Genomic DNA, 18,376 nt, shown 5'->3' with positions numbered 1-18,376 from the left:
ATATTACATAAGCGCGTATATCAGGTCGCCGCACCGGAGCATGTGGCAAAAAAATTATGAATGGAAGGGTGACGAATGAAGAAATTTGGTTTTTTGTTGTTATTATTTGTCTTCATGTGGGCGGTTCCGGGTTATGGACATGCGGCTTCGAGTGGAACACAAATCTATCTCGACGATCAACAGTTAAGTGTCCCTAGTGGTGCTAAGGCACAAGTAATTGGCGGAAGTACAATGGTCCCGCTACGCGTAATTTCTGAAAATTTGGGATATGACGTGACATGGAAGCAGCAGGCGCGAACCATAACGATTGAGAAGGACAGTACCTCGATCCGAATGATAATCGGAAGTAAGACGGCGACTGTCAATGGAAGCGACATTAGTCTGGATGCTTCGCCTCTGCTGCGTTCCAATTATGCCCTTGTACCGCTTCGTTTTATCGGCGAGCAAATGGGACTGGACGTAAAATGGGACAGCAGCTCCAAGTCCGTAAAATTATATACCCGCAGTAGCGGGTCTGGAAACGGGGAATTTACACCTCCCAAGTCCGGAAATAACAGTACAGGTACTGGAAATGTAACTGCACCAACGAATAATGCGAACTCAGGTGTTACACAGGTGCAGGGAGTCAGTTTCAGCCAAAACCGTTTAACTATCACTACAGCCAGTGCAGTCAAGCCGAAAGCGTTTACGATGACAGGTCCTGATCGGGTAGTGGTGGATTTGCCAGCGACTGCGTTTGCTGACAATTTTGGAGACCAGCAAAAGCTGGATAGTAACTTAAACGGTTCGCTGGACATTGAGAATGAAGCGGATGTATCCGGTATCCGTTATGCCTTATTCCAAAAGGAACCTTCAACGGTGCGCGTTGTTATTGATTTGAAACATGCCATGAATTATACCGCATATAATGATGGCTCGAATCGTGTTATCGTCGATCTGGCTTCCAAGGATTCAGTGAATACCACGCCAGACGCAACGTTACCAGATGACTCACAGCCGGATGACACACAGACATCACCAACTAACAGCAATGGTAAAAAGGTCGTTGTTATTGATGCTGGTCATGGAGCAAAAGATTCTGGAGCAGTTGGTGTTTCGAGAAAAAATTATGAAAAGACCTTCAACCTAGCGATGGCTCTGAAAGTAGAAAGCATTTTAAAGCAGAACCCCAAACTTGAGGTTGTGCTGACACGCAGTGATGATACATTCTTGGAGCTTAAACAGCGCGTAAAAGTAGCTGAAAACCTTAATGCTAACGTGTTCGTGTCCATTCATGCTAACAGCAGCGGTAGCTCAGCTTCCAACGGTACAGAGACGTATTACCAGCGTAGTGCAAGCAAAGCGTTCGCTAACGTTATGCACAAGTACTTTGCTCCTGCGACGGGCCTGACAGACCGCGGCATTCGTTATGGCAATTTCCATGTAATTCGGGAAACGACTATGCCAGCCGTATTGCTTGAAGTAGGATATCTGAGTAATGCAAAAGAGGAAGCCACACTGTTTGATGAAGATTTTCAAAACCGGGTAGCTCAAGGGATTGCAGATGGAATCACAGAGTATCTCGACGTAAAATAAATCTTCAACAAATCGCTTGTCAACGTCAAGCAAGGAGGGGGACATATGAACAAGAAAATCGTAATTGCAGGTCTGCTGGCACTGTTTTCCATTGCAGGTGCAGGGTGCGCCTCCAAGCAAACAACGGCTCCTGCGACTCCATCTCAGGAAACACAAACTTCTAATGCACAAAATAGCACACCCGAACAGACGACCCCTGATCCATCGGATCAGTCTACTGAAAATAATGGGGCGAGTCAAACACCTGCATCTCCGTCAACAGAGCCTACAAAGACCAAGACGGACACGGAAAATTCAGGAGATCGACAAACACAGCAGATTACGGTGTACTACACGGATACACAAGAGAACGGCTTGAAAGAACAGAAAAAGGAAATTACCTATCCAAGCGAGCTGGAAAAATTGCAAAAAGCGTTTGAAGCTCTGCAAAAGAGTGGGGATTCTACTCTAATCCCGTTGTGGTCCGAGAAAATTTCCGTGCATAAGATCAAATTGGATAACGGTGCATTGACTTTTGATATTTCCCTGCCGGACGAGGCTCGATTGGGAGCTGGCGGCGAGGAATTGGCTATCGATGCCTTGAAGAAAACGATGTTCCAATTCAAGGAAGTCAAAACGCTGGATTTGCTCGTAGATGGTCAATCTCTAGAGTCCTTAATGGGGCATGTAGATTTGGATCATCCCATGAGTCGCTAACCGATCAGACGGTATGAAAATTTCTTGGGAATTTGCACACTTTTCACGTGCAATCTGTGACAGATAATGATAATATAGGAGTGTATTTCTCGCCTATGCAGGCAGTCATGCACAAATAGTATTCGTTTCTTTCCGGATGATTATTTAGAGTGACCGTCTTGATGCGGGCTATCCCGTATCAAGACGTTTTTTTTGGTAGGAGGTAGGATTTCCGTGAATGCAGCAACCGCACGTCATATATTGGACACCATCGGTACGATGTTTCCGGATGCCCATTGTGAGTTGAACCATGACAATGCTTTTGAATTAACGATCGCCGTGTTATTGTCTGCTCAATGCTCCGATCAGATGGTCAATAAAGTAACGGCAGACCTGTTTCAAAAATACAAGTCACCTGAGGATTATTTGGCTGTTCCTCTTGAGGAACTGGAGCAGGATATTCGCAGAATCGGCTTGTACCGAAACAAGGCCAAGCATATTCATAACCTCTGTCGTATTTTAATAGACCAGTACGGGGGAGAGATACCTTCGGAGCACGATCAACTGGTTAAGCTACCCGGTGTTGGCCGCAAGACGGCTAATGTCGTTGTATCTACTGCTTTTAATGTACCAGCTATTGCGGTAGATACGCATGTAGAGCGCGTTTCCAAACGACTCGGCTTTGCAGGGTGGGATGATTCAGTGCTTGAGGTGGAAAAAAAGCTGATGAAGAGGGTTCCTAGGGATGAATGGTCTTTGACCCACCACAGGCTCATTTTTTTCGGACGCTACCATTGTAAAGCTCAAAATCCTCAATGTCAGGTGTGTCCGTTGCTTGATGTATGCAGGGAAGGCAAGAAACGTATGAAAACGTCTCTTATCAGAAAAGATAAGGAACGTAGAGCTTAAAGACCCACAAAGGTAACAAGAGGGTTTAACCATTTATGTGTAGAAAAGGATGAAGAGTATGAAGTGCATTTCGGTATATACAGACAATTTTGAAGCATTCTCTGATATTTTTGAGCAAATTGTAACAACAGAATTTGCTGAAAACGAAGAGCGCGAGCTTGAGGGAATCACGGTTAGTCATTCCGGTGATGTACCTGAGCATTATCTGGAGCGTATGTCACAAAAGCCAGAAGTGGTAGTAATGAAGGACAAATCCCGTGGGATTACGATTTTACAGCATGGTCAAGTATTTGAAATTTTGCTGCCAGTGCTTGAGACTGCAGCCAATTAATTTCAATTAGCGGACGACATGCGTTGCATGTTCCGGTATAGGCGGCTCGGCTGGTTTAACCAGCCCGAAGGCGCATATATACACGAACCTTGCAGACCATCCTGATATGGATAGAGCCTCTTCCAATGAAGTGTGCATATATTTTGTACCCTGAATTATGGTGTCTCGTTCCGCATGTTCCAAAAGGTGAATGTACGTGATGAGCAGGCTCACCCGTTGTTTACATATCTTGCTTCGTCGTTGTCCCTTAAGGACTTTGATGAAATGCATCCGGTTGCCTAAATACTTATTCCTAATGTCCGTTTTGGACAGAATAAAATGAACTTATTGTTATCATGTACGAAAACAGCGTTCCCTAAAGCCAGGTACTGGCGGGGAGCGCTGTTTAGTTTTTTTGATGTGATGATTCTCACAATGGCTTAGGAATGCTACAATATAGCTATTTGGTGCAGACAAGTGATAAGGAGTGGAACCGTAGCTTATGATGCAAACGATTACAGGAGATGCGGGAAAGTGGTTGGATACGATAGAACAGATACAGAATACACTGCGTAAAGCCGGGGATGAAGCGGGAGCGAAGGCGGTAGGGGATCTGCTGGAAAAAGCATATGCGCAGGAGCTGACCATTGCCTTTTGTGGACATTTTTCTGCGGGTAAATCGAGCTTGATTAACAGCCTGTGTGGTAAAACCGTCCTGCCATCTGAACCGGTGCCTACGAGCGCTAATGTAGTGTCCATCCGTTATGGACGTCCGAGAGCACTCATTCATCCAGCCCAATCAGCGGAAAATCCAGATCAGGAAAGCATGGAAGCCTCCCTGTCCGAGCTTGCGGAGTATTGTAAAAATGGTGGAGCCTATGAATCGGTTCAAGTATGGGAGGATGTTCCGATATTATCTAACGGAGGAGTGCTGCTGGATACACCCGGTGTCGATTCCACAGACCACGGACATGCGCTGGCGACACATTCTGCTTTACATTGGGCAGATATTGTTTTTTATGTAATGGATTACAACCATGTCCAATCTGAAAATAATTTGTCCTTTGCCAAAAGTTTATCGGATTGGGGCAAGCCGTTATATTTGATCATCAATCAAATCGATAAACACCGGGAGCGGGAGCTTTCATTTACACGTTATCGTAATGAGGTGGAGACTAGCTTTCACGCCTGGCAGGTTCATTATACGGACATCCTTTTTACTTCCTTGAAGGAGCAGAATCATCCATGGAACCAGTGGAAACAGTTGACGCACCTGATTCCGAAATTGCTGGAGCGAAAAACAGAGCTTTTGGCATACAGTTTAGTCTCCTCTATGCATCATTTGGTAGAGCGACATGTGGAGACTGTGCGGGCAACTGAAGAAGAGGAACTGAGCGCACTGCTAAAAGAAGCAGGTGGAGAAGAAGCCATTTTGCGGCTGGATATAGAGCAGAAAACTTTGCAGCAAGAAGATGAACACTGGAAGATGCTCCCGGAGCAGGAGCGTAAACGACTGCGTCAACAGCTGGATCATCTACTAGAACACGCACATTTGACGCCAGCGGAGCTACGTGAAGTCGCAGGCGAATACTTAGAGAGCCGCAAGCCGGGCTTCAAAACAGGACTATGGTTCGCAGGAGGAAAGACCGAGCGAGAAAAGGAAAGGCGTTTGGAACGGCTGACAGGAATGCTGACTGATCAGGTGGAGGGACAATTGCTTCCTCATGTACGGGAGTTACTGAGGTCTTGGGGTGACGGTCAGGGTTTGTGGTCCGCTGCGCTGGAGCAAGAGTTGGAGGACATCCACCCTGTGACGGACCGACAACTGGTAGAGCAAACCGTGAAGGAAAATGCGTTGTCACCAGAGTATACGTTAAACTATTGCAAGGACCTACGCGCTGCTGTGACCGCCGATTGCCGCCGCAAGGCGCTGGCGCTGCTAGACCGCCTGCTGGCCCAGCTAGCAGTGCGAGCTGAAGCCCACCGCGCGGCTCTCGCAGAGAAGCGCACTGCGCTGTTGGCGCAGGCAGAGGCGGCGAGCCGCTACAGCACCCGCGTGCAGGCTTCGGCTTCGTACGCCAGCCTGTTGCGCAGCTTGCTGCCGCAGGCTTCCGCGCCAAGCGGGTTGCCCCGTGCGGACGCGCCTGCATCGGCGTCCGATACCGCCGCTGCTGCGGCGCCAACGGGCGTTGCGCGCCCTGGCATCGCTGGCTCGCGCAATGCATCGGCGCAGCCGCTAGCAGGAACGACGGCAGCACAGCCTGCCGCTGGAGGCCGCCGCACGCGGCTGGATGCAGCAGCGGCCCAATTGAAGGCTGCCGCTGCCCTCGTAAGCCCGTACCCTGCCATGCAAGCGGCGGTACGGGATTTACATGCCCGCGCCGCTGCGCTGGAGGGTGGGCAGTTTACGCTGGCGCTGTTCGGAGCGTTCAGCGCTGGGAAATCCAGCTTCGCCAACGCTTTGCTGGGTGAAGCTGTGTTGCCCGTATCGCCGCATCCGACGACAGCGGCGATTAACCGCATAATGGCGCCTGCAAGTGCTGAGCGCCATGCCACGGCTGACGTCCATATGAAATCAGTGGACGCGTTGCGGGAAGATCTTAAATACTCATTTAGGTTATTAGGATTGGGAGAGCCAGGGGCAACGGGCTGGCAAGAAACCGTTCATGCTTTATCTCCGGAAGGCATCCATCCTGCGGGCAGGCCTCATTATAGTTTTCTAAAGGCTGCCGCAGCTGGATGGGAAGAAGCTGAAAGCTTGCTGGGACAACAGCTTCAGGTGGATTTAGAACAGTATCGAGATTTTGTCGCGTCTGAGCACAAATCGTGCTTTGTGGAGCATATCGACCTTTATTATGATTGCGCTCTGACCCGTCAGGGCATCGTGCTAGTGGATACGCCAGGAGCGGATTCTGTGAATGCACGGCACACAGGCGTGACCTTCAACTATATGAAGCATGCGGATGCTCTTGTATTTGTCACATATTATAACCATGCGTTTACGCAAGGCGACCGGCAGTTCCTGAATCAACTAGGTCGAGTCAAAGAGACCTTGGCACTGGATCAGACGTTTTTTATTGTTAATGCATCAGATCTAGCTTCTTCTGAAGAGGAACTGATTTCTGTTACCCAGCATGTACAGGAACAACTACAGACGAATGGAATTCGAAAGCCACGTATTTATCAACTTTCCAGTATGCTGGCGTTGGAAGCTGCCGAACAGGGGGAGGCTTCGCTGCGTTCAGCTTCACGTTTTGATGTATTTGAAAATGATTTCTCGGCATTTGCAGCCGAAGAGCTGGCAGGTTTGTCTATCGCTTCTGCTATGCAGGAACTGGCCCGGCTGCGGAACCGCATAGAGCAACATGCAGCCGATGCCCGGTATAGCGTGGAAGAACGTGAGATCCGATTAGAGCGATTAACTCGCATCCGTGGGGAATTGGAGCATACGCTCCTAGGCCTGACTGACAGCAACGGTGCATCTGTGTTATCGGGCGAAACCGATGAACTGCTGTATCATGTACGTCAAAGACTGTCCTATCGGACTGGAGAATTTATGGCAGAGGCGTTTCATCCATCTGTTCTGCGTGAAGGAGTAGGTGATCTTCGTTCGGCTTTTGCATCTTGCGGTCGCGAGCTGATGCGCTTGATTGAACTAGAGCTGTCTCAGGAATTACTGGCAACCACACTCCGGCTGGAAAAAACGGGACAAATTTTGGTACACAAGGCTATACAACAGTGCGTAGAACACATGAACCATCAGTTGCCAGGACTAGATTGCACAATTCCTGAATCCAGAAAATGGGCTGTTCCCGAGCTGAATGAAATTTCCCTGCAGGAGTCCATTCATTGGAAGGATTATTGGAATAGCTTTAAAAATCCAAAGCTATTTTTTGAAGGAACTGGTCGAGCGAATCTACAAACCAAACTGGAGCCGATATTACGCGAGCGAATCGGGGAAGCTGTGGATCAGCAACGAGAACGAATGTCTTCTTTTTACGTTACGCTGATGCAGGAGGAACAATTGTGGCAGAAAGCTCAGCTTCGAGAGCAAATGCTGGAGACGACTCGTGGCATGGAGCATGCCCTTATGGGCGGTGAGCAGCCACAGGTTTGGGAAGAGCTTGCTGGCAAGATTGCGGCTTTGGAGTAAAGATAAATATGTTCACCAATGATTAAAGATCAGGACACCGGGTTGTGGGACAACCCGGTGTTTTATGCATACTCCAAAAAGTAAGCAATACTGAGTAAATAGCCACATTCAATAATAAGAAAGCGATTTAATTTGTTTAATCACCCACCAATTGATAACCTGCCTGAATACGGCTCGTTATCCTCTTTGCCGCCTTGGAATGCGAATGGTAAACTTCACTAAGCCATATAACAACGTCGTGCAACTAATGGAGGGACATTGACATGGAAGTGCTCAGGCAACTGCAAGTTTTTTTTCGCGAGAGGAGACACTATCTGTTTCTTTCTATTTTATGCCTTGCGATAGCGACGGCTCTGGGACTGGTGTATCCGAACCTGCTCCAAAGGCTAATTGATAACGCTATCATCCCCGGTGACTTCGGGAAAGTTCCGGCGCTGGCTCTGACTGTGCTGGGAGTAGTCATCATCAAAGGGTTCATGCAATTTTTACATGGTTTTTTTGGTGGACGGCTAGGTAACTACCTGGCATACCGCCTCCGCAATGCTTGTTACGAAAAGCTGCAATTTCTGTCCTTTAGATATTATGACACGGCCAAAACGGGAGATCTTATGTCTCGACTGACTGGCGATTTGGAGGCAATTCGTAACTTTATCGGGTTTGGTTTTGCCCAACTCCTCAATGTGCTACTGATGGTCGTATTCGGCTCTATGATGATGCTGTATATTAACTGGCAGCTCACCCTCATTACGATGATCAGCATGCCATTGCTGCTCTTCGTCACATTCAAGTTTGAATCCCGGATTCATCCCACCTTTCAGGAAATGCGGATTGCCCTTAGCGCCTTGACGACAGCGGTCCAAGAAAACATAACAGGTGTGCGAACCGTCAAATCTTTTGCCCGCGAATCATATGAAGTTGAAAAATTTTCAGTACGTAACGAGCAATACAAAAGTAATCAAATTCAGGCTGCTTCCTTATGGAGTCGGTTCTTCCCCGCTATGGAACTAATTGCTTCTGTCAGTGTGGTCCTTCTGTTGGGCATGGGGGGATATCTGGTCATTCAGAAGTCAATGACCTTGGGGCAGCTCGTCGCCTTCTTTAGCTTAATTTGGTATATTATCGGCCCCATCTGGAGCATCGGTTTTCATATCAATAACTACACGCAGTCCAAAGCATCCGGTGAAAGGGTCTTGGAGCTGCTGAATCAGTCCATAGATGTAACCGACGAAGCCGGAGCACTTACACTCGATGCCGATCAGGTGGAGGGACATGTTACGTTTGAACATGTTACCTTTGCTTACGGAAATAAGCTCCCTGCTGTTGTTGACATCAATTTAGACGCACCGCCGGGGTCAGTCATTGGAATTTTAGGAGGAACGGGGTCAGGAAAGTCTACCATTATTCAATTACTCATGCGCGCTTATAATGTGAATGCAGGAAGTATCAAGTTGGATGGCAAGGATATACGTCACTTGAGGATTCGCGATTTACGTGCTCAAATTTCTTCCGTGTTTCAGGAGACGTTTTTGTTTTCGTCCTCTATACGCAATAATATTTCATATGGGTTAAGTCATGTCAGTATGGATGACATCATACGCGTTTCCAAACTGGCTCAGGCGCATGAATTCATAACTGAACTACCGCTGGGATATGACACTGTCGTTGGAGAACGTGGATTGGGACTGTCCGGAGGGCAGAAACAACGGATCGCCATCGCGCGCGCACTACTCAAAAATCCGAAAATTCTGGTACTGGATGATGCTACCAGTGCGGTCGATATGGAAACAGAGCATGAAATACAGACCGGTTTTCAAGAGGTTATGCGTGGTCGAACAACATTTATAATCGCTCATCGAATCTCTTCGCTTCGCCATGCCAATGAAATTGTGGTGCTTGAGGAAGGACGAATCGTCCAGCGTGGAACACATGAACAGCTTATTGCTACTCCAGGTCCATATCAGGATGTGTATCATATTCAATACGCCGATTACATAGCTCAGGCTCCAGACGGTGTATCCGAAGGGCAGGTGAGACCATGAATATACCCGCAGAAAAAGCCAAACCGTTAAAAAAGCCGACGAATGAGCGCTTTGTCTATCAAGATGATGATGTCATTGACAAACCGTTTAACTGGTCAGAATTCAAACGCTTGCTGGCATACATGAAGCCTTATGCCCGTCAGATTTTGCCGATCCTTCTGGTCATGATGATTCTTGGCACCATTACCAAACTGACGGTTCCTTATTTGATCAGTCTGGCCATCGATAAAGCAATTGCTCCCGCATGGCCTGCACTACCCAGCGTAAAGTTACTGCTGCTCATCACGGGTGCCGTGCTCTTGCTATATTTAATTCAATGGGCAGCCAGCACGTACCGCATTAAATTCACCAATATTATCGGTCAACGGGTTATTTACGATTTGCGTGAAGATTTGTTCAAGCATATTCAAAAGCTATCTTTTAACTTTTTTGATAAGAGACCAGCAGGTTCTGTATTAGTGCGCGTGACGAATGACATTAACTCGCTACAGGATCTTTTTACGAACGGTGCAGTGAATGTTCTGATTGACTGTGTACAGCTTATTGGAATTATTGTCATTTTGCTGCTTATTAACTGGAAACTCGGTTTGGCAGTAATTGTGACCGTTCCGATCATGTTTTTGATCTCGACCAAGCTGCGCGTTCGCATCCGTCGCGCTTGGCAAGAAGTGCGTATGAAGAACTCGCGTATCAACTCTCATTTGAATGAGTCTATTCAGGGGATTCGTGTGACACAAGCGTATACGCAGGAGCAGGAAAACATGGCTTATTTCGACGACATGAACAGCTCTAGCAAAAAATCGTGGGATAAGGCTTCTGCCATGAATCAGGTTTTTGGCCCACTTATTGATATTACCGGAGGATTTGGTACGCTTGTGTTGTTCTGGTTTGGAGCGCATTTAATTCAGACAGATCAGCTTACAGTGGGATTGCTGGTTGCGTTTGCCAACTATGTTGGGAACTTTTGGGAGCCAATTAATCGGCTGGGTCAAATGTATAATCAGTTACTGGTTGCGATGGCTTCGTCAGAACGAATTTTTGAGTTTATGGATGAACAGCCGAATATTGCGAACAAACCGGGAGCAAAAGCCTTGCCGCCCATTCGGGGCGATATCCAATTTGAAAAGGTCATTTTTGAATATGAGAAGGGACGTCAGGCGCTTAAAGGTATTAGTCTTTCCGTCGAAGCGGGTCAATCTATAGCGCTTGTGGGTCATACCGGATCAGGTAAAAGTACAATTATTAATCTGCTCAGCCGTTTTTATGACATTACGTCAGGGCGGCTTACGATTGACGGTCAAGATGTGCGTGATGTCACGGTGGAGAGCTTGCGAAGCCAGATTAGCATCGTGCTTCAAGATACATTTATTTTTTCGGGGACGATACGCGATAATATCCGATTTGGCCGTTTGGATGCAACGGATGAGGAAATTGAAGCAGCTGCGAAGGCGGTCAATGCTCATGAATTCATTGTTCACTTGCCAGCTGGCTATGAAACAGAAGTAGAGGAGCGGGGGGGAATGCTGTCCATGGGCCAGCGACAGCTCTTATCCTTTGCTCGTGCCTTGCTGGCTAATCCGCGAATTCTTATTCTGGATGAGGCCACAGCCAGTATTGATACGGAAACGGAGTTGAAAATTCAGGAGGCTCTTCAGGTTTTACTGGAAGGCAGAACTTCTTTTATGGTCGCTCACCGTTTGTCTACCATTCGGAATGCTGATCATATCGTTGTACTGGATCATGGGGAAATCCAAGAAAGTGGTAATCATGAACAATTGATGAAAAAACATGGAATATATCGGGGGCTGGTGGAAGCACAGTTCAGATTTTTGTAAAAAAAAGATCAAAAAATCGCGTTTTTTGTAAATTTAAATGCCGAGCACTATTGCATTCTTGGAGCTAAACCCTGAAAATAAAGATGAAAAGAGATCAGAGCAATTTTCGTCAGAGGGGGAAGAGTTCAAGATGTGGGGTGCTCCTTTTTCTGCCAAGGCTAAGAAGATGCTGCTGCTGGGTAGCGGCGAATTGGGAAAAGAAGTCATTATTGAAGCTCAGCGGCTTGGCGTGGAATGTATTGCTGTTGATCGCTATGAACTGGCTCCAGCAATGCAGGTAGCCCATCGCTCTCACTGTCTGGATATGCAGGATGCTGAGGCTTTGAAGGTACTAATTCGTGAGGAAAAGCCCGACATAATTGTACCTGAAATCGAAGCTATTGCTACGGGTGCTTTGGAAGAATTAGAGCAAGAAGGATTTCACGTAGTACCAACGGCCCGTGCCGCCCGACTTACGATGGACCGGGAAGGTATCCGCAAGCTGGCTGCCGAGAAATTACAGCTTCCGACTGCTGCCTATCGTTTTGCAGATAATTTTGAGCAGTTGCGGTCGGCGGTCCATGAGCTGGGTACGCCATGCGTGGTCAAGCCCTTGATGAGTTCATCGGGTAAAGGGCAGTCTGTATGCCGGACACTCGAAGATGCAGAATCCTGCTGGAATACGGCGCTGGAAGGCGCGCGTGCCAAAACTACACGTGTCATTGTTGAAGCTTTTGTCCCGTTTGAGAGCGAAATCACCTTATTGACCGTCAGATCGGTTTCGGGTACGACTTTTTGCCCACCGATTGGCCATGTTCAGAAAGATGGGGATTATGTCGAATCCTGGCAACCCCATGGCATGACGGACAAGCAGCTTTCGGAGGCGGAAGACATTGCCCGTACGATTACGGATGAACTGGGTGGTTACGGCTTGTTTGGCGTAGAGCTATTTTTAACGGCTGATGGCGTCATATTTAGTGAAGTATCCCCTCGTCCGCATGATACAGGAATGGTGACCATGATCACGCAGGATTTGTCTGAATTTGCACTTCACGTGCGGGCCATCCTCGGATTCCCGGTGCCCTCTGTCACGTTGCTTACACCAGGAGCTTCAGCTACTTTGAAGGCAGAAGTGGCTACGCGGGATTTTGTAATAAGCGGTCTGCATGATGCATTATTGCTACCCCGGACACAGGTGCGAGTGTTCGGGAAGCCAGAAACCAAGCCGGGTCGCCGGATGGCTGTAGCGCTTAGCGCTGCAGAAGATGTGGAAACAGCACGGAAGACGGCCAAAGAAGCTGCTAATATGCTGAAAGTGGAGGTAAATCATGTCTAACAATGTGATGATTCCAGTACTGACAATTCGTTCCGTAGAGCTTGGCGATTGCGAAGCCGTAACAGGACTACTAAGAGAAGTCGGATACCCGATGACTTGTGGTGTAATGAAAGAAGTTATGGGAACAACGCGGGATGACAGTCAAGCGAATATGATGGTTGCAGAAATGGATGGTCGTGTTGTCGGAGTAATCGGCATGCATACGGCTCAAAGCTTGGCTTATCCTGATCCTGCCGTACAAATCACCATGCTGGTCGTGAGCGGGGAGTATCGCGGCGAGGGCATTGGCAAGCGCCTGGTGGCTTGTGGTGAGGAGTGGGGACGTGCGCAAGGATGCTATCATTTATTCATTACAGGAGCGAATAACCGCATCAAACAAGTAGAGGCCCGGGCTTTCTACAACCGAATCGGCTTTGAAAAGCAAGGCTACCGTTTCAGCAAAAAGCTTAGATAATCAGCCTATAACAAGACAATCTAATACTTAAAGCCTCACTATTTTTAACTTAGTTCCGCATGGGTCATTTCCGAGCGGGACTATTTTTTTTCCAACTTTTATACCATTGATCCTGCTATAAAACATGATATACTGCTAGAGTAAAGATTACAAAGTTGTAACCAGACACGTTCACACCAAGGCATTTATACAACAAGGAGATGACGAAATGAAGAATATGTTGAAAAAAACACTTGTGATGGGAAGTCTAAGCGCTATTTTATCTGCAGGATTCATCGTTCCGGCATCAGCTTCACCAGCTGACGATTTGACTGCCCAACTACAACAGTGGTTTCAAAATAACGGATATACCGTCAATATGTCCAACGGGACGACTACGGTAACAAAGACCGTAATTAAGGATGTTTCTGAAAAGGACAAGGCTAAAACCAAAACAGCAAATCCTTCATCCGGCAAGCAAACAACAACCAAACAGGGTAGCCAAAAGGCTTCGCAGTCTAGTAACAAGCAACAGGCCCAAAAACAAAACACAAACTCAGGCGCGGGTCAGTCAGCAGGATCTGATGCACAACTCAGCAAGTCCCAATTTGCAGCTGAGGTTGTAAAGCTTGTAAACAACGAGCGCAGCCAAAAAGGTCTGAAGCCCCTTACATCTAATGCGAAGCTTACAGAAGTAGCCTTAGCCAAGGCGAAGGACATGAGCACGAACAATTACTTTTCCCATACATCTCCGACCTACGGTTCACCCTTTGATATGATGAAAAAATTCGGTGTAACTTATACGTATGCGGGTGAGAATATTGCTATGGGACAACAAACACCACAAGAAGTAATGAAAGCCTGGATGAACAGTCAGGGACATCGTGAGAATATTTTGAAGGCAGAATATACGCAAATCGGTGTGGCTTACTACAATGGATATTGGGTACAAGAGTTCACACGTAACTAAGATGATAGTAAATACGTTCGAAACGTCATCCCGCTGTTAAAAGATAGTGGGATGACGTTAATCTGGAGACCCGCTGACACGTTCAGCGGGTCTTTTGGTGTCTCTTATATTCCTCCACAGGCATAACCATTGCTTTATACCAGAAAAGACATAAAGGACGTATTTATAGTATGATAGCAGCGAGTTGAATGGATAGCAGACTACTTATGGAAAGCTAGGTGAGCAAAATGAGCTACGAAATCGTGCATGAAGGTGCCTTTGCTATGCTCAAGGTGCAGTTGAACCCCGGGGAAATGATTAAAGCGGAAATGGGAGCAATGGTTTCCATGTCTTCCAGTGTAGATATAAAGGGGACGGTAGACGGTGGACTGTTACGTGGTTTAGGCAGAATGCTAAGCGGAGAAAAATTCTTTTTTCAAGAACTGAGGGCAGCCCGGGGACCGGCTGAAGTGTTGTTAGCCCCTGCCAGTATAGGTGATGTACAAGCGGTGGAACTGGATGGTACGTATAGGTTGATGGTCCAAAAGGACGGTTTTCTAGCTTGTACAGAAGGCATTGAGGTTGGCACCAAAATGCAAAACCTGATGAAAGGTTTATTCTCCGGTGAAGGTTTTTTTATCGTAGAAATCAGTGGTCGAGGTACGGTATTCCTATCCTCTTATGGAGCCATTCATCCCATTTGCATCGCGCCAGGAGAGGAGCGTATTATTGATAATGCTCATCTGGTGGCATGGCCGAATTATATGGATTATAAAATTGAAAAAGCATCAAAAGGCTGGTTGTCCAGCGTGACGAGTGGAGAAGCGCTTGTATGCCGCTTTCGCGGTGAAGGGACGGTACTGATTCAAAGTCGAAATCCGGGCAGTTTTGGACAATGGATCAAAAGTTTCATCCCTGATAGCAAATAGTTTGGTTCGTCTGATTAGAGATGAGAGGATAAACTGTTCGCACAAGAAAGTATAATATAAGGGTGGCCATTTGCCATCCTTTTTTTGCATGTTCATGGGAAATTATATGTGACTATAATCATTTATTGCGTTTTTATCCAGAACGGTTTATTTGCAAAATGATATGAGAAGCCTTATGTTTATTTCACTAAGCTATCAGGAGGGAACACGAGTGAATTCATCAAAATGGATTTGGCGGTCTGTCGGTTCCGTTTCCATTGCCGCCACATTGCTATTATTGTACGGATTTATTACAGCAGTACAAAGTATCACGGCTCCAGAGCCAATGGTTAGCACTCAACCTGTACATTCCGGTTCACCGCAGACACAAACTGCGCCATCAGCTACTACGCAGACGGGAGAGTTTCGGGTAGCTGCCATTGGAGATTCGCTAGCCAAAGGTACGGGGGATGACTCCGGAAGTGGTTTTGTGCGTCGGTCGGTGAGCTTGTTAAATAATCAGGAAGGCCATAAGGCTCAGCTCATAAATAATCTGGGGATTAATGGACTGACGACTCAAGGACTATTGACCAAGCTAGATGAGCCTGGTGTTACTTATGTGTTGAAAAAGGCTAACGTTATTATGGTCTCGATTGGAGGAAATGATTTATTTCAGGGGGCTCAGGCTGCCCAAACTGGCAAAGAGCCACCTACACTCAGTGGTTTGCGTAAAGCTGTGCCTGATGCCGCCAAGCGTCTGCAAAAAGTGCTGACAAAGGTAGGGAAAATCAATCCGAATGCTAAAATTATCTATGTCGGATTATATAATCCATTCAGTGATCTGCAGGAAATGAAAATTCCCGGTAATCTTGTGGTAACAGAATGGAATCTGGCTGCCATGGAAATTACCAACCAAAACAGCAACATGACTCTGGTTCCAACTTTCGACTTATTCCAGCAAAATTTGCCCGTCTATTTATCATCGGATCATTTTCATCCAAACGGACAGGGCTATCAGGCGATTGCTGAACGTATCGCGCAAGGGTTTGCAGTTGCAACCACGAAGGATGCTGATAATGAGGATAATGAACAACAGTCTACAAATAGCCAACCTGCTGAAGTGAAAAAGGGAGGGAACAAGTAATGAGCATCCAATCTGCTGACAAGAACGGGACTGGAATAACCGAAAATTCGACCTCAAGGGATGCAGTGTCCAGTTTCCATTCCGCCAATCAGGTTGGCAGCACAGGTAGAGACAGAAGCAATAACGAAACAGTTCTCTCTGTTCAGCACGTTAAGAAACGTATCAAACGCAAAATGATCATTCATGATGTAACATTCGACGTTCGTGCGGGTGAAATTTTCGGATTTCTCGGTCCTAATGGGGCTGGGAAAACGACGACTATTCGTATGCTGGTCGATTTAATTAAGCCTACGGAAGGGACGATTACCGTCTGTGGACATAATGTAAATCGTGATCCTGAGCAGGCTTTACGGCATATTGGTTCTATTGTGGAAAATCCAGAAGTGTACAGCTATCTGACAGGGTGGGAAAATTTAGAGCATTTTGCCCGTATGCAGCCTGGTGTAGACGAACAGCGTATCCGCGAAGTCGTTGAGCTAGTTCGGCTCGATCGCCGTATCCATGATAAAGTAAGTACGTATTCTCTCGGAATGCGCCAGCGTCTTGGTATAGCCCAAGCCTTGCTCGGTAGACCGAAATTGCTCATTTTGGATGAACCGACGAACGGGTTAGACCCCAAGGGGATCAAGGAAATGAGAGCTTTTATCCGTTTGCTAGCGGCAGAAGGCATGGCTGTATTTGTTTCCAGTCATTTGCTTAGCGAAATTCAGCTGCTATGTGATCGGGTGGCAATTATAAGTCGGGGAAAGGTACTAGCTGTAGGTGGTGTACGGGAACTGGTTGAGACGCACTCGCACATGGCCGTATGGCAACTGGAGCCTCGTGATCAGGGTCTTGCCATATTGCAAAATTCTCCGCATGTGCAAATGATTACGAACGCCGATGAATTAATTGATGACAGTATTGTTGCAGGCAGCGGAGCCGATGCAATTTTTACAGAAATGGATGAAGAGCATATTGCGGAGCTAGTGACACAAATGACGGCTTCCGGTATTTCCGTTAAAGGTGTAACCAAAATCAACCCTACACTGGAGCAGCTATTCCTGAAAATGACGGAAGGTGAGATACTTGAATAACATTTTACCGCTCGTACAAAATGAAACACTCAAAATTATCAAGAAGAAACGATTTTATGTCATTTTACTTGTTTTACTTGTGCTTGTGCCGATTTTTACGTACGCTCAGATGAAAGTGGCAGAAAACAATCGCGAAAAATTCGGCAATGATTGGCGGCTTGAACTGCGTCAGGCGATTACCGATAATCAAAACTCGCTGGGAAGTGACCGGGTTCCCGAGGAATGGAAGACCTACCGTCGGGTCTTTGTGCAGCAGATGCAATATTATTTGGAAAATGATGTGAATCCAAATGAGCCGAGTGGTGTCACCTTTACCAGAGAGTTTATGGATAATTCGATAAATTTGTTCGTTCCGCTGTTGATTATGGCCATTGCCTCCGATCTGGTTTCAGGAGAACGAACGACAGGCACGATAAAAATGTTGCTGACCCGCCCAGTCAGGCGGTGGAAAATACTGCTGAGTAAACTGCTGACACTGTACATGTTCGTTTCGCTCATTATTTTGGCTGTATTTGTGATTAGTTATCTCATATCAGGCTTGTTTTTTGGTTTTCGCGGTTTTAATGTTCCGGTATTTACCGGATTTCAAATTGTTGGATCGACGGTGGATTTGTCTGCTGTACATGCGATTCCACAATGGCATTATTTGATGCTGCAAGCCGGATTGATCTGGTTTGTCAGTCTTGTGGTAGCTTCGTTAGCCTTTATGGTATCTGTCCTGGTACGAAGTACGGCGGCAAGTATTGTAGTCATGATGGCTGCGCTTATTTCGGGCACTATTTTGACAAACATGGCTTCATCTTGGCAGAGTGCTAAATATTTATTTATGGTTAACCTCCAATTAACCGATTATTTATCTGGAAGCCCCGCCCCGATTGAGGGAATGACTTTACCCTTTTCTTTAGCTGTACTGGGCATTTGGGGGGCTGCGGCATTGATTGTTTCATTCGCCGTCTTTACGAAACGGGATATATTGAATTAAAATGGACAAGGTAAAAGAAAACATCTGTTTGCATTTTTGGTGAAAATCATCAAGAATAAGGCAAAACACGGTT

At 46.7% G+C, this 18,376-nt stretch carries 14 protein-coding genes and 1 pseudogene; all 15 read left to right on the top strand.

From position 1 onward, the window contains the following. Positions 1–75 precede the first annotated feature (75 nt). The 15 genes and pseudogenes from NSQ68_RS14440 to NSQ68_RS14370 all read left to right on the top strand — a co-directional run bounded on the left by NSQ68_RS14440 (position 76) and on the right by NSQ68_RS14370 (position 18,303). On the top strand, positions 76–1,575 hold the full coding sequence (locus tag NSQ68_RS14440; RefSeq protein ID WP_342426344.1) for an N-acetylmuramoyl-L-alanine amidase family protein: 1,500 nt from the start codon (positions 76–78) through the stop codon (positions 1,573–1,575). Positions 1,576–1,620: 45 nt separating this feature from the next. Next, positions 1,621–2,271, top strand: a complete 651-nt coding sequence (locus NSQ68_RS14435) for a GerMN domain-containing protein (protein WP_342426343.1) — start codon at positions 1,621–1,623, stop codon at positions 2,269–2,271. Between the two features lie 213 nt (positions 2,272–2,484). Beyond that, on the top strand, positions 2,485–3,159 hold the full coding sequence (nth, locus tag NSQ68_RS14430; RefSeq protein WP_029514969.1) for an endonuclease III: 675 nt from the start codon (positions 2,485–2,487) through the stop codon (positions 3,157–3,159). A gap of 58 nt (positions 3,160–3,217) precedes the next feature. Beyond that, positions 3,218–3,490, top strand: coding sequence for a hypothetical protein (locus tag NSQ68_RS14425; RefSeq protein WP_013310628.1), 273 nt, complete (start codon positions 3,218–3,220; stop codon positions 3,488–3,490). 129 nt (positions 3,491–3,619) lie between these two features. Continuing rightward, positions 3,620–3,769, top strand: a pseudogene (locus NSQ68_RS14420) (glutathione peroxidase); the annotation flags it as partial. A gap of 202 nt (positions 3,770–3,971) precedes the next feature. Next, positions 3,972–7,622 carry a dynamin family protein gene (locus NSQ68_RS14415; protein ID WP_342426342.1) on the top strand — a complete coding sequence of 1,217 codons (3,651 nt, stop codon included), beginning with the start codon at positions 3,972–3,974 and terminating at the stop codon, positions 7,620–7,622. Between the two features lie 263 nt (positions 7,623–7,885). Next, a complete protein-coding gene (locus NSQ68_RS14410) occupies positions 7,886–9,661 on the top strand; it encodes an ABC transporter ATP-binding protein (RefSeq protein WP_307345933.1) in 1,776 nt (591 codons plus the stop codon). After that, positions 9,658–11,496, top strand: a complete 1,839-nt coding sequence (locus tag NSQ68_RS14405; RefSeq protein ID WP_029518157.1) for an ABC transporter ATP-binding protein — start codon at positions 9,658–9,660, stop codon at positions 11,494–11,496. Before NSQ68_RS14410 ends, NSQ68_RS14405 begins: the two co-directional genes overlap by 4 nt. Before the next feature lie 130 nt (positions 11,497–11,626). Then, positions 11,627–12,811 carry a formate-dependent phosphoribosylglycinamide formyltransferase gene (gene purT / locus NSQ68_RS14400; protein ID WP_342426341.1) on the top strand — a complete coding sequence of 395 codons (1,185 nt, stop codon included), beginning with the start codon at positions 11,627–11,629 and terminating at the stop codon, positions 12,809–12,811. Further along, positions 12,804–13,265, top strand: a complete 462-nt coding sequence (locus tag NSQ68_RS14395; protein ID WP_342426340.1) for a GNAT family N-acetyltransferase — start codon at positions 12,804–12,806, stop codon at positions 13,263–13,265. The genes purT and NSQ68_RS14395 overlap by 8 nt, the downstream gene beginning before the upstream one ends. Before the next feature lie 208 nt (positions 13,266–13,473). Then, entirely contained in the window at positions 13,474–14,214 is a 741-nt protein-coding gene (locus tag NSQ68_RS14390) for a CAP domain-containing protein (protein ID WP_342426339.1), read from the top strand. 227 nt (positions 14,215–14,441) lie between these two features. Beyond that, the gene (locus NSQ68_RS14385) at positions 14,442–15,122 is read left to right on the top strand and encodes a TIGR00266 family protein (RefSeq protein ID WP_342426338.1); all 681 of its coding nucleotides are present in this window, start codon (positions 14,442–14,444) and stop codon (positions 15,120–15,122) included. 175 nt (positions 15,123–15,297) lie between these two features. Continuing rightward, positions 15,298–16,245 carry a GDSL-type esterase/lipase family protein gene (locus NSQ68_RS14380; RefSeq protein ID WP_307345916.1) on the top strand — a complete coding sequence of 316 codons (948 nt, stop codon included), beginning with the start codon at positions 15,298–15,300 and terminating at the stop codon, positions 16,243–16,245. Next, positions 16,245–17,321 (top strand): ABC transporter ATP-binding protein, encoded by a 1,077-nt coding sequence (locus tag NSQ68_RS14375; protein WP_029518152.1) that lies wholly within the window; start codon positions 16,245–16,247, stop codon positions 17,319–17,321. The genes NSQ68_RS14380 and NSQ68_RS14375 overlap by 1 nt, the downstream gene beginning before the upstream one ends. Continuing rightward, a complete protein-coding gene (locus tag NSQ68_RS14370) occupies positions 17,314–18,303 on the top strand; it encodes an ABC transporter permease (RefSeq protein WP_039271187.1) in 990 nt (329 codons plus the stop codon). The genes NSQ68_RS14375 and NSQ68_RS14370 overlap by 8 nt, the downstream gene beginning before the upstream one ends. Positions 18,304–18,376 lie beyond the last annotated feature (73 nt).

The sequence above is a fragment of the Paenibacillus sp. FSL L8-0158 genome (genome assembly GCF_038592965.1).
Taxonomy (GTDB): domain Bacteria; phylum Bacillota; class Bacilli; order Paenibacillales; family Paenibacillaceae; genus Paenibacillus; species Paenibacillus polymyxa_D.
Note: the sequence above shows the minus strand (reverse complement) of the source record. Positions and strands in the feature narration are given on the sequence as shown.

Excerpts from the sequence above, each read along its gene's own strand:
- NSQ68_RS14440 (WP_342426344.1), top strand. The coding sequence starts at position 76 with ATGAAGAAATTTGGTTTTTTGTTGTTATTATTTGTCTTCATGTGGGCG.
- NSQ68_RS14435 (WP_342426343.1), top strand. The coding sequence starts at position 1,621 with ATGAACAAGAAAATCGTAATTGCAGGTCTGCTGGCACTGTTTTCCATT.
- NSQ68_RS14425 (WP_013310628.1), top strand. The coding sequence starts at position 3,218 with ATGAAGTGCATTTCGGTATATACAGACAATTTTGAAGCATTCTCTGAT.
- NSQ68_RS14415 (WP_342426342.1), top strand. The coding sequence starts at position 3,972 with ATGATGCAAACGATTACAGGAGATGCGGGAAAGTGGTTGGATACGATA.
- NSQ68_RS14410 (WP_307345933.1), top strand. The coding sequence starts at position 7,886 with ATGGAAGTGCTCAGGCAACTGCAAGTTTTTTTTCGCGAGAGGAGACAC.
- NSQ68_RS14405 (WP_029518157.1), top strand. The coding sequence starts at position 9,658 with ATGAATATACCCGCAGAAAAAGCCAAACCGTTAAAAAAGCCGACGAAT.
- purT (WP_342426341.1), top strand. The coding sequence starts at position 11,627 with ATGTGGGGTGCTCCTTTTTCTGCCAAGGCTAAGAAGATGCTGCTGCTG.
- NSQ68_RS14395 (WP_342426340.1), top strand. The coding sequence starts at position 12,804 with ATGTCTAACAATGTGATGATTCCAGTACTGACAATTCGTTCCGTAGAG.
- NSQ68_RS14390 (WP_342426339.1), top strand. The coding sequence starts at position 13,474 with ATGAAGAATATGTTGAAAAAAACACTTGTGATGGGAAGTCTAAGCGCT.
- NSQ68_RS14385 (WP_342426338.1), top strand. The coding sequence starts at position 14,442 with ATGAGCTACGAAATCGTGCATGAAGGTGCCTTTGCTATGCTCAAGGTG.
- NSQ68_RS14380 (WP_307345916.1), top strand. The coding sequence starts at position 15,298 with ATGTTTATTTCACTAAGCTATCAGGAGGGAACACGAGTGAATTCATCA.
- NSQ68_RS14375 (WP_029518152.1), top strand. The coding sequence starts at position 16,245 with ATGAGCATCCAATCTGCTGACAAGAACGGGACTGGAATAACCGAAAAT.